11 protein-coding genes are annotated in these 14,850 nt (G+C 74.2%); 4 read left to right on the top strand and 7 right to left on the bottom strand.

Going from position 1 to position 14,850, the window contains the following annotated elements; genetic code table 11:
* Positions 1-57: 57 nt before the first annotated feature.
* The 7 genes from MMF93_RS23630 to MMF93_RS23660 all read right to left on the bottom strand — a co-directional run bounded on the left by MMF93_RS23630 (position 58) and on the right by MMF93_RS23660 (position 9,688).
* Positions 58-807 (bottom strand): 4'-phosphopantetheinyl transferase family protein, encoded by a 750-nt coding sequence (locus MMF93_RS23630; protein WP_242754600.1) that lies wholly within the window; start codon positions 805-807, stop codon positions 58-60.
* Positions 804-3,308, bottom strand: coding sequence for a helix-turn-helix transcriptional regulator (locus tag MMF93_RS23635; RefSeq protein WP_242754601.1), 2,505 nt, complete (start codon positions 3,306-3,308; stop codon positions 804-806). Before MMF93_RS23635 ends, MMF93_RS23630 begins: the two co-directional genes overlap by 4 nt.
* Before the next feature lie 56 nt (positions 3,309-3,364).
* Positions 3,365-5,632, bottom strand: a complete 2,268-nt coding sequence (locus MMF93_RS23640; protein ID WP_242754603.1) for an MMPL family transporter — start codon at positions 5,630-5,632, stop codon at positions 3,365-3,367.
* Positions 5,633-5,718: 86 nt separating this feature from the next.
* Entirely contained in the window at positions 5,719-6,633 is a 915-nt protein-coding gene (locus MMF93_RS23645) for a TauD/TfdA family dioxygenase (protein ID WP_242754605.1), read from the bottom strand.
* Positions 6,630-8,258 (bottom strand): AMP-binding protein, encoded by a 1,629-nt coding sequence (locus tag MMF93_RS23650; RefSeq protein ID WP_242754607.1) that lies wholly within the window; start codon positions 8,256-8,258, stop codon positions 6,630-6,632. Before MMF93_RS23650 ends, MMF93_RS23645 begins: the two co-directional genes overlap by 4 nt.
* Positions 8,248-8,895, bottom strand: a complete 648-nt coding sequence (locus MMF93_RS23655) for a thermostable hemolysin (protein WP_341483303.1) — start codon at positions 8,893-8,895, stop codon at positions 8,248-8,250. The genes MMF93_RS23650 and MMF93_RS23655 overlap by 11 nt, the downstream gene beginning before the upstream one ends.
* A gap of 25 nt (positions 8,896-8,920) precedes the next feature.
* Positions 8,921-9,688: a thioesterase II family protein gene (locus tag MMF93_RS23660; protein ID WP_242754611.1), complete on the bottom strand. Its 768-nt coding sequence runs from the start codon at positions 9,686-9,688 to the stop codon at positions 8,921-8,923.
* A gap of 454 nt (positions 9,689-10,142) precedes the next feature.
* On the opposite strand from MMF93_RS23660, the gene MMF93_RS23665 reads away from it, so the two are divergent.
* The 4 genes from MMF93_RS23665 to MMF93_RS23680 all read left to right on the top strand — a co-directional run bounded on the left by MMF93_RS23665 (position 10,143) and on the right by MMF93_RS23680 (position 14,716).
* Positions 10,143-10,319, top strand: coding sequence for a hypothetical protein (locus MMF93_RS23665; protein WP_242754613.1), 177 nt, complete (start codon positions 10,143-10,145; stop codon positions 10,317-10,319).
* Positions 10,316-12,577 (top strand): TOMM precursor leader peptide-binding protein, encoded by a 2,262-nt coding sequence (locus MMF93_RS23670; protein WP_242754615.1) that lies wholly within the window; start codon positions 10,316-10,318, stop codon positions 12,575-12,577. Before MMF93_RS23665 ends, MMF93_RS23670 begins: the two co-directional genes overlap by 4 nt.
* 212 nt (positions 12,578-12,789) lie before the next feature.
* Positions 12,790-14,052: a sensor histidine kinase gene (locus MMF93_RS23675; protein WP_242754617.1), complete on the top strand. Its 1,263-nt coding sequence runs from the start codon at positions 12,790-12,792 to the stop codon at positions 14,050-14,052.
* Between the two features lie 58 nt (positions 14,053-14,110).
* Positions 14,111-14,716 carry a response regulator transcription factor gene (locus MMF93_RS23680; protein ID WP_242754619.1) on the top strand — a complete coding sequence of 202 codons (606 nt, stop codon included), beginning with the start codon at positions 14,111-14,113 and terminating at the stop codon, positions 14,714-14,716.
* The last annotated feature ends 134 nt before the right edge of the window (positions 14,717-14,850 follow it).

Here is a 14,850-nt window from a genome sequence, read left to right on the forward strand (position 1 = left end):
GCACGCGGTGGGACCGGCTGTGCGCACAGCCGGTCCCACCGCGCGCGGCGGCGGTGCTCAGGGCGCGGCGAGCTGCCAGGCTGCCGCTTCCGGCGGGCGGAGTACGAGCGGCGCCGTGTCGTCGGCCGGACGGGACAGCGCGGCCAGGCACTCCTCGCCGGCCGGCACGTCCTGGACCACCCACAGCTCCCGCGCGGCAGCGCCCTCGTCCTCCGTACGCTCCAGCACCGCGCTGCGCAGCTCGGGGCGGACCGCCACCCGGGCCAGGTCGGTGCCCAGACCGATGCCCCAGCCCTTGACCACGGCCTCCTTCCGTACCCAGCAGCGCAGCAGTTCCTCGTCGCGTGCCGCGCCCTGTGCCGCCGCCGCGACGTGGGCGCGCTCCTGGGCGCCGAGACAGCGGCGCACCACCGCGGGCACCGTGAGCGGGCGGCGCTGCTCGATGTCGACGCCGACGGGCGCCGCACGGGAGAGGGCCAGCATCCACCACGGGCCGGAGCGCGAGACACTCACCCGCCAGCCGCCGCGGGGCGCACGCAGGAGCGGCGGGCCGTGCCGGTCGCTGCCGCAGCCCGGGCACCGGCCTGTGCCCCACACCACCTCGGCCGGCCGCACACCGTGCCAACGCGCCACCGTACGCCGGACCGCGGCCCGTGCCCCCGCGTAGTGGGCGGCCGCGAGGGCGTCCCGGTACTCCGCGAAGCGGTGTCGCTCCCGCTCGTCGAGCACCGCCACGTCGTCGGCCGCCGGAGTGTCCCGCACCCGGCCGCTCCACACGTGCACCCCCCTGCGGGCGGTCCCGCTCATCGCTGGGACCGCTGCAGAGCGCGTACCACCTGCACCCGGGAGCCGCACTCCAGCTTCTGCATGACGGCGCGCAGATGGTTGGTCACGGTCCACTCCGAGATGCCCAGCGCCGTGCCGATCTGCCGGTTGGTCAACCCCTCGGTGACCAGCAGGGCGATCTCGTGCTGCCGGGGCGTCAGGCCGTGTGGGGCCGCCGGCACCGCGGCCCGCCCGGCGGGCTCACGCCGGCCCGGGGGCTCGCGCCGCGGGCCCGGGGCGAAGAGGCCCGCGATCAGGGCGTCGTGCAGCGAGACCTCCTGCGCCCCACGCCGTATCTGCCGCAGCGCTCTGGCCTCCAGTTCCTCGTGGAGTTGCGCCGAGACCGTGCCCAGCGCCGCGTCCTCGGCGGGGCCGAGCCCGTGCCGGCGCCGGATGCTCTCGGCACAGGCCAGCACCCGGGCCTGCGCCTCCGGCTGAGCCCCGTCCCCGGGGCGCCCGATGACCAGCGCCAGAGTCTCCAGGGCCTCGGCGACCTGCGCCGGGCCGCCCGTGCACAGCAGCAGCCGCATCGACTCGCGCACGTCCTCGTACGCCTCGTCGGTACGGCCGAGCGTCCAGCGGACCCGGGCCAGGGCGGCGAGCAGAGCGGCGCGTACGGCGACCGGCGACACCGGGTCCGCCCAGGGCCCCGGCCCCCCGCCCGCCTGTCCGAAAGTCCCCGCGTCCGCCGGCTCGGACGTCTCCGCCGGTGCGGCGGATGCTTCCGCAGGCACGACAGTGGTCCCCACCGGTGCCGGCGCCTCCATCGTGCCCGGGCCTGGCGGTCCTGGCACGGTGGGCGCTTCGGCCAGTGCCGTGAGCACGGGCGTCTCCGCCTCCGGGTCGCCGAGTGCGGCCCGCGACAGCGCCTGCGACCGGCGGGCCGCAGCCGCGCCGAGCGTGTCCCCGGCGGCGCACAGGTCCTGCAGCGCCGAGCCGAGCAGTGCGCCGGCGGCCACCGGGTCGCCCCGGCGGCGCAGCAGTTCGCCGCTGAGCGCGGCCACCCGGGCGCGGGCCGCGGGGTGTCCGGCGGCTGCCGCGTCCGCCGCGTCGCGCGCCTCCTCGGCGCGCCGGAGGGCACCGTGCTCCAACGACCAGCGGGCGACGGCGAGCAGCGCTGTCGCGGTGAGCGGACCGCCCGCCTCCGCGCGTCGGGGTGCCGCGGACTCGGCGAGCTCCTCCACCGCGTCCGGGGCGAGCCCGTGGTGCAGCAGGGGCACCTCCAGTGCGGTCAGCAGGCGCAGCGCCGCCGCGTGGTCACCGCGCCCGCGCAGGTGACGGGTGGCCCTGCGCAGGTCCGGCAGCCTGATGGCCACGAGCGACAGCAACTGGGCCACGTCGTGCCCGCGGCGCAGCCGGTCGCCGATGCCGACGGCGAAGGCCGTGCAGCGGTCGGCGTGCCGGTCGAGGGCGTCGGCGAGCGCCGCCGGCCTCTCGGCCAGCCGCGTCCGGTAGTGCGCGCGGACCGGTTGCGGCAGCCGGAACTGCGGGGTGCCGTCTGGACCGGTACCGCTCAGCAGCAGGCTCGCGCGGACCAGGGAGTCCACCCCCGCCACCGTCCTGGCCCGGTCCAGCTCCGCCACCCGGCCCGCCTCGGACAGGCCGACCGGTGCCTCGAAGACGGCGAGGCCGTCGAGCAGCGCGCGTTCCGCCGTGCTCGACGGCCGCGCCGCCCACCGCAGTGCGCTGGCGACCGAGGCGTGCCGGGCGGGCGCGTCCCGCAGCCGTCTGCCTCCGGCGGCCGCTCCGGAGCGCAGCTTGGCCAGCACGTCGTGCGGGCCCTCGCTCCCCACCGCTTCGGCCGCCAGTTCGATGGCCAGCGGCATGCCGTCGACCACCCGGCAGATCTCATCCACGACCGACGGCCCGTCACCGTCGGCCAGACCGGCGCGGTAGTAGGGGCCGACCCGGTCGGTGAACAGCCGCTGGGCGGGCGAGCCCGCGCCGGTGGGCAGCGGCCCCACCAGGACGAGGCGTTCGGCGCGGATGTCCAGCGGCACCCTGCTGGTGACCAGCACCTGCAACCGGGGGCAGGCCCGCAGCAGCGAGGAGAGGTGCAGCGCGACATCGGCCGCCACCGGGTCGCTGTTGTCCAGCACGACCAGCAGCTTCGCGGCGCCGATCCGTTCCTCGGCCCGGCTGCCCGTCGGCGCGCCGACGGCGGACCACAGGGAGGCGGCGCCGGACGCCTCGGCCAGGTCGGCCCACAGCACGGGGACCGGGCCGTGCCGCAGCCGGGCCGCCACCGCCGCGTGGGCGAGGTGGCTCTTTCCCACCCCGGCGGGTCCGGTCAGGGTGATCAGCCGGTCCTCCTCGCCCGCCAGCAGGCCGGCGAGGAGATCGACTTCCTCTCGGCGTCCGTGCAGCGCGCCGAAGCCGGGCCCCGTGAGGGGGCCGACGGCAGGCCGCGTGTCCCGGGGCGGACCACCGCCCTGCGGCGTGTCCGGGACCGTGTCACCGAGCCCCCGCTCTGGTGCGAACATCTCAGCCCTCCTTGGGTGTGTGTCGAGCGAAGCCGTCCACGTTCCGGCCCGGCGCGCTACGGCGAGGCGCTGCCGGAGGCCGGGGCCGGCTCGGTCTCCGGCGTGCGGTGGACGGCCGCCTCCCGCGCTCCGGCGGCCGTCTCGTGCGGGCCGTCGTACGGGCCGTCCTGTGCCGTCTTGGTGGTGGGCGTGGCGGCGGGCGGCTCGGCGTGGTCCAGGCGCAGCACGCGGTGCAGGCGCCGCAGCGGCCCCGGCGCCCACCAGTTGGCCTTGCCCAGCAGCGTCATCAACGCGGGTACCAGCAGCGCACGGACGAGCGTGGCGTCGACGGCGACCGCGAACGCGGTGCCGAGTCCGAGCTCCTTGACGAAGACGATCCGGGAGAACACCAGCGCGCCGACGGCCACGCAGAACAGCAGCGCGGCCGAGGTGACGATGCGCCCGGTCCTCGCCAGGCCCTCGGCGACCGCCGCGCGGTCGTCCAGCCCGGTCGCCCTGGCCTCCTTGATCCTCCCGAGCAGGAAGACGTTGTAGTCCGTGGACAGGCCGAAGGCCAGCGCGAACACGAGGAGAGGAGTGGTGCTCTCGATGCCGCTCTGCGCCCCGAACCCGAGGTGCCCGTCCTGGAAGACCCACACCAGGAAGCCGAGCGCGGCTCCGGTGGAGAGCGTGTTCATCACCAGGGCCTTGAGCGGCAGCACAACCGAGCCGGTGAACGCGTACAGCAGCACCAGGGTGACCAGGGCGAGCACGCCCGCCGCCCGGGGCAGCCGGTCGCGGATGCCGTCCAGTTGCGAGAGGAAGTCGGCGGTCTGCCCGGTGAAGCGGACCGGCACGGGCGCCCCGAGGTCCTCGACCGCGGTGGCGGCGTCGCGGGCCGCGGTGTCGAGCGGTGCGCCCTTCAGCACGGCGTCGATCTCGAAGTGCTCGCCGTCCAGCCGGACCGGTTCGGCCACCCGCTCGACCCCCGGCACCCGGGCGATCTCGCGTGCGTAGGAGGCGAGCGGGGCCTGGTCACGGCTCTCGGCGACGATGCGCAGCGGGGAGGTGGACGGCTGCGCGAAGTCCGTCTCCAGCGCCGCGGAGACCTTGCCCGCGCTGATGTCGGTGGGCAGCGAGGAGGCGTCGGCGCCGGTGAAGCGGATGCCGAGGGCCGGCGAGGCGATCAGCAGCAGCAGCGCGGTGGCGGCCAGCGCGGTGGCCACGGGCCGCCGCATCACCCCCAGCGCGATCCGCCGCCAGCGCCCGACGGCGGGGTCGTCGGCCTGCTCGGAGCGGCGCAGCCGCCGCGGCGCGAGGGCGTTGATACGGCTGCCGAGCAGCGCGAGCAGCGCGGGCAGGCCCAGCAGCGCGAACAGGACGGCGGCGAGCGAGGTGATGACGCCGGCCAGGCCCATGGAGCGCAGGTAGGGCTGGGGGAAGACCAGCAGCGCCGCGAGGGCGGCGGCCACCGTCAGCCCGCTGAAGAGCACCGTGCGGCCCGCTGTCGCCAGGGTGCGGCGCAGCGCCTCGGGTCCTGGCCCGCACACGGCCAGTTCGTCGCGGTAGCGGGAGACGCACAGCAGTCCGAAGTCGACGGCCAGGCCCAGCGCGAGCGCGAAGGCGAGATTGAGGGCGCCGGTCGACACGTTGCCGAAGAACGTGGCCACCCGCAGACCGGCCATCGTCAGCAGCAGCGTGAACACCGCTCCGATGACGGGCACCAGCGCCGCGACCGCCCCGCGGAAGACGAGGAAGAGCAGGACCAGCAGCACCGGCAGGGCGAGCCCCTCGGCCAGCGCGAGGTCCGTCGTGGTGACCTTGCCGACCTGCACCATGCCGATGGTCGGCCCGCCCAGGTGGGCGTGGCCGCGGAGCGCGGGGTCGGCCTCGATGGCGTCGGTCAGCTCCTTCTCGGCCTCCTTGGTGTCCTGCTCCGCCATCGGCCGTACCGCGGCGACCACCACGGTGCTGCGGGAGTCCTCGGAGACCAGCCCCGGGTCCCGGGCCGACTTGTAGTCGACGACCCGCTTCACCTCGGACCTGTCCTCGAGCAGGTCGATGCCGGCGCGGACGGCTGCGGGCGCGGGCGCGTCGGGGTCGATCGCGGTGCCGGGGCGGATCAGCAGCGCGTACCCCTGCTGCGGGTCGATGCCGGTGGCGTCCTGGATCACCTGCCGGGCCCTGGTGTGCGAACCGGTGGGGTCGTCGTAGTCGGCGAGCCCGTTGGTCACCTTCGTCTGCACGGACCCGCCGAGGACGGCGGCGAGCACCGCGACAGCGAGCGCGAGCAGGAGGGAGAGCCTCCGCCTCGCGTGGAGGGCGGAGCCCAGGGCGTGGAACATGCGGCATCACCTTCGGTGGTTCACAGGGTGCGGGGCGGAGGCCGGTGCGGGGAGGCGCCGGCCTCCGCCGGTCGGGCGGGAGCGGATCAGGCGGCGAGTCCGCCCGCCTGCGGCGGCTCGATGAAGCTCAGCGCGTTGTAGATGGTGCGGTCCGGGTCGGTGATCGCCCTGCGGCCGTGCATCACCCGGGTGTTGTCGATGACGGCCACGTCGCCGTCGCACCACTCCAGGTTCTCGGTCAGCCGCTCGGTGGTGCCCGCGACCTCCTCCAGCAGCGGCGCCGGCAGGTCCTCGCCGTCGGCGAAGGTGATGCGCGGCTTCTCGTAGTTGAAGGACGGGCCCAGGATGCTGTTGGCGAACGAGATCCGCGTGCCGAACAGCGTGGGGCCCATCGCCGGGGTGCGGAACGCGTAGGTGACCCCGCCGTCCGCCTCGGGCGTCACCTCGGTGCCCGGCATGGTCGCGGCGAGCGCCGACAGCTCCGCCGCGTCGATGTCGTCGGCGGGCCGGTTCAGCAGGTGCTGCGCCATGACCCGCCACTGCGCCTCGGCGACGTACCGGCTGTAGACGATGTCCCGGCCGCGGAAGGCCTCACGTACCGCTTCCGGCAGCGCGTCCCACACCCGGTACCCGTCGCAGACGGTGGTCTGCGAACCGGAGGCTGCGGCCTTCTCGCAGAAGAACCAGGCCAGGTGGGCGCGGAAGGGGCTGTTGCCGTTCTCGGTGTGCAGCCCGACCTCCTCGAAGCCCGCGTCGACCTTCTGCGCCACGTCGGAGTGGAACTCGCGTGCCGGGTCGAGCGTGGTGGAGGTGGAGGTGCGCTGCACCAGGTCGGTGAAGGAGTCCATGTCCGCGCCGAAACCGCGCAGCAGCAGGTGGCCCGCCTCGGCCAGCAGGCCGAGCAGGTCCGCGGGCGCGATGCCCGCCGTGCCGCCGTCGGCCGGCTCCAGCAGCAGCCCGCTGCCGGTGCCGAGGGGGCTGGTGCGAAACGCCGTGCTCATGCGGTGATCTCCTCGGATGCCGTACGGGTCAGCAGGTCGCGGACGGCGTCCCGGCGGGGCCGTCCCGTGACCGTGAAGCAGCGGGTGTACGCGGGGTCGTCCTCGGCCATCAGCCGTACGGCGGTGACCCGTTCGACGTCGGAGAGCCGGTCCCGGCCGAACCTTGTGATGTGCCGCAGGGCGTCCGCACGGTCGGCGCCGGCGTCGATCACGAACAGGCCGCGCACCTCGTCCAGGCCGTCCGCGACGACGGCCACCTCGCGCACGATGCCGATCTCGCGGTAGCGCGCCTCCACCCACTCGGGCGAGAGATTGCGGCCGCCGGAGGTGATGACGAGGCTCTTCTTGCGGCCGGTGATGCGCAGGTAGCCCTCGTCGTCGAGCGTGGCCAGGTCCCCGGTGTGCAGCCAGCCCTGGTCGTCGATCACCACGCTGGAGGGGTCCTCCTGGCTGTACCCGGCGAACAGCGAGTCGCCCCGCACGAGGAGTTCGCCGTCGGGGGCGAGCGTCACCCGCACGTGGTCCAGCGGCCGGCCCACCGTGCCGAACCGGAACCGGCCGGGGAAGTTCCAGGACACCACGGAGCTGTTCTCGCTCAGGCCGTACCCCTCGTACAGCGGGATCCCGAACGCCTCCAGCCGCTCCAGCACCCGCACCGGGACCGGCGCGCCGCCGCAGGCGATGAAGACCGAACCGGTGTGCCCGAAGAGCCGGTTGCGGCGCTGGTCCAGCGTCTCGGCGGGGTTCTGCTCGCACAGCGAGAGCAGCAGACCGGCGACTGTGGGCGGCACCACCATGGCGGTGGGCCGCGCCTGGCGCAGCAGCGAGAGCATCCGCGGTCCCGCGTCGGCCACAGTGCCGATCAAGGGGGTGCCCGGCGGGAGGAAGGTGACGCTGCCGCCGTTGAGGAAGGGCATGTACAGCCCGGCCACCTGCTCGATCAGCAGGCTCAGCGGCACCACCGACAGGTACCGGGCGAACGCCTCCTGCTCCACCCGGCCCGCCAGCGATCCCAGCAGCGCCTCGATGCCGCGCAGCCTGATCCGTACGCCCTTGGGCGCCGAGGTGGTGCCGGAGGTGTGCACCACCTTCACGACGGTGTCCGGCGCCGACTCGGCGGCTGCGATGCCGGCGGCGAGGCCGGGCAGGTGTCCGCGGGCCGCCTCCTCGGCCAGCTCGGCCAGGGCGACGTCCACCACCCGGCAGTCGGCCGGCAGGGGCCGGGGCGCCCCCGCGGCGGCCCGCTCCGCCAGCCAGGCACGGCCGGACGCGTCGACGAGGCAGATGTCGGCTCCGGCCAGCAGCGAGGCGGCCTGTTCGGTGGTGAACGCCGTGGGGACCGGGATCTCCTCGGCCCGTGCGAACAGCGCGGCGAGGTCGGCGGTCACCCACTCCGCGGAGTTCCCGGCCAGCAGACCGACCCGTACCGGCCGGCCGAGCTGAGCGCTGTGCCGTTGCAGCCGCTGGGCCAGCACCCGGGCCGCCGAGATCACCTGCCGGTAGGTGTGGCGGACTCCGGGGCCGCCGGTGGGGGAGAGCACCTCGACCATGGGGGCGTCGCTTCCAGCCCGGCGCAGCAGACCGGCCACCAACGACGGCGCGGTACGGGTGGGTTCAGGCAGCATGTGTCAGCTCCGTCACTTCCGGGGTGAGCAGCCGGATGTCCACCGCGTCGAGGGCGTAGCGCTCGACACCGGTGACCAGCTGTTCGGAGTGGTCCGCCAGCCGCCCCCAGCGCACCTCGGGCCGCTGGTCGTAGAACGTGCCCCAGCGCGCGAGTTCCTCGGCTCCCAGGCGGTTGCCGTCGGCCTCGCACAGCCTGTGGGTGACCAGTCCGAGCCGCCGGGCGAGCCCCGCGGAGCGGCCGGTCATCGTCATGGCGGCGTACGACCGGCCCAGGCACGCCTGGATCAGCGGCACCGCCCGGTACAGCTCCGCGCCCGCCAGCGTCCTGGTGGAGGCGACGCTTCCCAGGTGCAGGATCTGGCGGCGGCGCACCGGACGGCCCTCCACCGCGGTGAGGACCTCCTCGATCGGCGCGTCCAGGTACCGCTCCAGGAGGACGGGCCCGTCCTCCGGCAGTGAGACGCCGATGCAGGCCTCCACCTGCTCGGGGCGCCCTTCCGGTGCGCCCAGATAGGCGATGAACCGGTCGGGGTCCGGGTCCACCCTGGCCCCGAAGCGTCTCTCGAACACCTCGCTGACCATGGCGGCCGCATCCCGCCATACCGGCGTTCTCCGCCGGGCGATCACTATCCGCACGTTCGGTTTCCTCTCGTGGAAAGGGTCACGGGGCCGGCACCGGGCCGTACCGGTGGGCCACCGCGGTGAGGTGGCGCAGCAGAGCGTTCTCGTGGGTGCGGACGAAGAAGTGTCCGCCGGGCAGCGTGTGCAGCTCGGTGCCCGCACCGCCGTGCACGGACCAGGCGTCCATCGCCTCCACCGGCACCAGCCGGTCCTGCGCACCGACGAGCAGGTGCAGCGGCACCCGCAGGGGTTCGGTCTCCTCCTGGCGCACCGTGTGGGAGCACACCCGCAGGTCGTCCCTGACCAGCGGCATGTACCGGGCCCGGAAGCCGCGCCGGCCGGCCAGCTCGGGCGGTATCCCGCCCAGTTCGGCGAGGGCCGCCGCCAGCGTCTCGTCGTCCGCGTCCGGATCGAGGACACGGTTGGGGGGCACGTGCGGGGCGCGGTGGGAGCTGAGCACGAGGGCCTGCGGCAGTACCGCGCCGCGGCGCTGCCTGCGCAGGGTCAGGGCGTGGGCGACGAACGCCCCCATGCTGTGCCCGTACAGGAGGTGGGGCCCGGCCAGGGCGTCGTCCAGGTGCTCGTCCAGCTCCGCGACAAGGGCGTCCAGTTCGGTGAACCGGGCCTCGCGGGCGCGCTCCTCGCGGCCCGGCAGCTGCACCGGCAGCACCCGCAGCCCCGCGCCGTGGCCGGCCAGCGCCTGTTGCCACCCCGCGTAGGCGGAGGCGCCACCTCCCGCGCAGGGCAGGCACAGCAGCGACAGCCCCGCCTCGATGGCGGTGGCCGCGCGTGGCAGATACGGCGTCATGGTGCGTCCCCCGTCGGTCCGGCCTTCCGGCCTCTTCCCGTCCCGGCGGAGCCGCACGAACCCGCCGTGCCACCGAAGGTCGCACCGTCGGCGGGCCGGAAACAGTGGCGAGATCCCCGTGTACGGCGTGGGTTCCGCTGTGCCCGGACGTGACGTCGTCATGGCCGGGGCCGCACCGGGCGAGGGCCCCAGAGCGACCTCTCAGGGCGAAACAGGGTGGTATGTCAGGAAACGAGAGGTGAGGTACCGATGGTGAGAGCGTGGTGCAGCCGGTGGGGAAGTGAAAATCTGATGGATGTGCCCGGGAATTCTTCACCCCACGGTCATGAATCGGTGACTTTCCCAGGGTGGGTCATCCAGCCAGGATCCTGCCGTGCGAGACACCGCACCAGCACCTGTCGCGCCCCTGGGAACAGGGCGACGACACCTGCTCGAGACCGGAGAGGACCTGCTCATGCCGGACAACACCGTCTCAACGCCCATCGCCGCCCCCGTCACCGCTGACCCGCACCACGACGCGCTCCCGCAGCTCGTCGTGGAACGCCTCGGGCACGACGCCGACGACGCGGGCGCCGCCCTGTTCACCTTCACCGCAGGCCCCGTCCCCGGCGTGGAGCCCGCCTTCGCATGACGGCCACCACGGGGGAAGCAGGACTGGTGGAGTTCAAGAGCCACCTCGGATGCACGGTGGTACCCGGCGAGGCCGCCTACCTGGTCTCCCACTCGGGGATCACCGCACTGCGCGGCCCGCAGGCAGAGATCCTCGCGCCGCTGCTCGACGGAACCCGCACCCGAGACGGCGTCGCCCGGGACGCCGCGGCGTCGCTGACCGCCGCCGAGGTGAGCGACGCGCTACGCGTCCTGGGCGACGCCGGACTCCTCAGATACCGGACCCCGGCCGGTCGCACACCCCGCGACCGCGCCGCCGAGGCCTACTGGGACCTGGCAGGACTCGACGGGGCCCGGGCGGTCGAGGAGACCGCCCGCGCTTCCGTACGCCTCGTCGCGCTGCCCGGCGTGTCCTCCGACACGGCCCTGGAGGCGTGCCGCGCCACAGGGCTGCGGGTCACCGACTCGACGCGGGAGGCCGCGCTCGGCCTCGTCCTGTGCGACGACTACCTCGCGCCCGAACTGAGCACCGTGGACGCCGAACACCGGGCCGCCCGGCGCCCCTGGCTGCTGGCCCGGCTGGGCGGGCCAGAGCCCTGGATCGGCCCGTTCTTCCGGCCGGACGACGGGCCGTGCTGGTCCTGCCTGGCCGCCCGGTTACGCGGACACCGGCAGGCCGAACCCACCGTGCGGGGAGCCGGACACCTCTGCCGGCCGGAGGCAGCCCTGAGCGCCGGCAGGGCGCTGGCCGTGCAGACGGCCGTCCTGGAGGCGGTCAAGTGGACGGCCGGGTACCGCGGCGCCGAACAGGACGCCGTGCGCGCCCTCGACCTGCTCGGGCTGCGGGTCGACACCCACCCGGTGTCCCGACGGCCGCAGTGCGAGACGTGCGGTGATCCGCAGCTCGTCGGCGCCCGCGGCTGGCACCCGCCGCGACTGCGCAGCACACCCAGGGCCGAGGCCGGCCCGAGCGGCGGCCACCGCGCCCTGACCGCCGAGCGGATGCTGGAGCGGTACGCGCACCTGGCCGACCCGGTCACCGGCGTGGTCGCCCGGCCCCGCCGCGCCCCGGGCGCCGCGGACTTCACCCAGGTCTACGTCTCAGGTCGGAACCTGGCCATGGCGGCGGCAGGGTCAGCGTCCGGGGTGCGCGCGCTCAGCGGCGGCAAGGGGCTCACCCCCGCGGAGGCCCGGGCCGGCGCCCTGGGCGAGGCGGTGGAGCGCTACAGCGGCACCCGGCACGGCGACGAGCCTGTGGTCCGCGACAGCTTCCGTGGCCTGGGCGAGGCGGCGCTGCACCCCAACGCCGTGCAGCTCTACCACGAACGGCAGTTCCAAGACCGCGCCGCCTGGAACGCCGGCCGCTCGCCCTTCGCCTGGGTCCCCGAGCGGTTCGACCCGGGCGCGCCACTCGACTGGACCCCGCTGTGGTCCCTGGCCTCCGGCACGCACCGGCTGCTGCCGAGCAGCATGCTCTACTTCTCCGCCCGGGCCGGCGCCCGGGGCGAGCCGCTCGCCGACTCCAACGGCAACGCCGCCGGCAGCAGCTTCGAGGACGCGGTGCTCCAGGGCCTCCTGGAGCTGGTCGAACGCGACGCGGTGGCCCTGTGGTGGTACAACCGCACGCGCCAGCCGGCCGTCGACCTCGACGCCTTCGCCGAGCCGTACCTGGAGCGCCTCCGGCACGGCTACCGCCGGGTGTCCCGCGAGATCTGGGCGCTCGACCTCACCTCGGACCTGGGCCTTCCCGTGGTGGCCGCGCTCTCCCGGCGCACCGACAAACCCTCCCAGGACATCGTCTTCGGCTTCGGCGCACACTTCGACCCGCGGATCGCGCTGCGCCGGGCCCTGACGGAGATGGGGCAGCTGCTCCCCGCCGTCGGCGGCGCCCGCCGCGACGGGACGGGATACCGCGTCGAGCACCCGCAGGCGCTCCAGTGGTGGCGCCACGAGACGGTGACCAGCCAGCCGTACCTGCTCCCCGACGCCGAACAGGAGCCCCGCGCCCCGCACTGGTGGGACCACATGCCCACGACGGACCTGCGCGAGGACATCACGGCGGCCACCGCGCTGCTCACCGCGCGCGGCATGGACGTGCTGGTGCTCGACCAGACGCGCCCGGACCTCGGACTGCCCGTGGCCAAGGTGGTGGTCCCCGGGCTGCGGCACTTCTGGGCCCGGTACGCGCCCGGACGCCTCTACGACGTCCCGGTCGCGCTGGGACGGCTCGCGGAGCCGACACCATACGCCCGGCTCAACCCCGTACCGCTGTTCGTCTGACACCCCAGCGCCGGTGACCGGCACGGGAGTTGCCCTTGGCCGGCGTGGGTGAAGCGGGGTCGTGATTTCCACGAAAGGGGCTGATGTGAAACAGGTCATCCGCGTAAAGTCTTGCGGACGAGCGTTCGGGCCCTGACAGCAGGCTCCGGTCCTGGAGCGTCCGGAAAATCCCCCCTCGCGAGCGCTCCCGAAGGGACAGGAGTATTCGGAGGATGCGAAGCGACGCTCAGCCGGACACCGCGGCGACCCGCGTCCGATGGTGGAGCACCACCCCCGCTCCACGGCTCGCCCGGGCCATCCTGCTGGCCGCACTCTCCTGCTATCTCGGCATCACGGCGATCAACATTCTCAGCGTCGGGCCGTCGACACCCGCGCTGGCCACCGGACTTGTCACGCTCGTGGCCGTCTTCGTGCTGCAACTCCTGCACTGCCGGCCGGGGGCGGCCCGGGCCCCGCTCTGGTCGAGGGTGGCCACCCTCACGGCCCAGGGCCTGCTCACGTTCCTGCCGCTGGCCTCCTTCGGCATCATGTGGGGCGCCATGGCCGGCTTCCTGGGCGGCTCGCTGCTGCTCCTGCTGCCGCCGCGGGTCGGCTGGCCGCTGTACGGCCTGACGGGGCTGAGCCTGCTGGTGCCCGGATTACTGCAGAAGATGTCCGTCGTCGACCTGCTGTACATGTGCCAGACCACCCTGCTCACCGGATTGGTGACCTACGGCCTCACCCGGCTCTCCGCGCTGGTGGAGGAGGTCTACGCCGCCCGCCCCGAGATCGCCCGGTTGGCGGCGAACAGCGAACGCCTGCGCCTGGCCCGCGACCTGCACGACCTGCTCGGGTACAGCCTCTCGGTGATCGTACTCAAGAGCGAGCTGCTGCAGCGGCTGGTCCGCGCGCAGCACGAGTTGGCCGACCAGGAGGTGGAGGAGGTCCTGACCATCTCCCGTCAGGCGCTGGCCGATGTACGGCGTGTGGCGCAGGGCTACCGCGACATGTCGCTCGCCTCCGAGATCTCGCTGGCCCGTTCGGTGCTCGACGCCGCGGACGTCGTCACGGACGTGGTCCTCGACCCCGCCGTCGAGGAGATCGACGCCCGGTCGCGCACCGTGCTGGCCACGGTGCTCCGTGAGGGAGTCACCAATCTCCTGCGGCACAGCAAGGCCACCCGCTGCGGTGTCACCGCGGTGATCGACCAGGGCACCGCACGGCTCACGCTGCTCAACGACGGAGCGGTCGCCGACTACCGCGACCCCGCACCGGACAGCGGCAACGGTCTGAGCAACCTGCGGCAGCGTCTGAGCGAGGTCGGCGGCAGACTCATCACCGAGCAGGACAACGAGGGGACGACGGACCGCGAGGGCTGGTTCCGGCTGGTCGCGGAGGTGCCCGTCGCGACCGAGGCGCTCGCCCAGGCGCCGCCCGCATCGCACGACGGAAAACCCGCATCGATGCCCAATCAGGCGCTTTCGGGGGGCTGTTAGCATGACCTGCTGAGCAGCACGAGTGGCTGCCTGTCGAACAGTCATGGGGGGACTTTCGATGATTCGTGTCCTGCTCGCCGAGGACATGCACATGATGCGTGCGGCGCTGGTGGCGCTGCTGGACCTCGAACACGATCTGAAGGTCGTGGTCAGCGTGGAACGCGGTGACGAGATACTCGCCGCGGCACGCGAGCACCTGCCCGACGTCGCCGTCATCGACATCGATCTGCCCGGCATCGACGGCCTGAGCGCGGCCCAGCAGCTCCACGAGCGCGTACCGCTCTGCCGCACCCTGATCCTCACCACCCTCGGCCGCCCCGGCACGCTCCGCCGGGCGATGGCCGCGAAGGTGTCCGGCTACCTGCTCAAGGACGCCCCGCCGCAGGAACTCGCTCAGGGCATCCGCAAGGTGGCGGCCGGCCAGCGCGCGATCGACTCCGAACTCGCCCTCGCCGTATGGGGCAGCGAGGACAGCCCCCTCACCTCCCGCGAGACGGAGGTGCTCCGGCTCGCCGCGCAGGGGGCGGACGCCGCCGAGATCGCGAAACGGCTGCGGCTGACCGCCGGCACGGTGCGCAACTACCTGACCACCGTCGTCAGCAAGCTCCAGGCCCGCAACCGGGTCGACGCCATCCGCATCGCCCAGGACTCCGGCTGGATCTGAGCCCGCGCGGCGAGCCGGCCGGCGGGGCGCGGCCGGGAAGAGGAGATGCCGCATCAGCGGAATCGGTCTCGGCCCCGAGAGGAGAGCCAAGGCATACCCTGTTGGTCGCCGCACGGGGCATCGGAGGGAGCGCG

Source organism: Streptomyces tubbatahanensis (genome assembly GCF_022699385.1).
Taxonomy (GTDB): domain Bacteria; phylum Actinomycetota; class Actinomycetes; order Streptomycetales; family Streptomycetaceae; genus Streptomyces; species Streptomyces diacarni.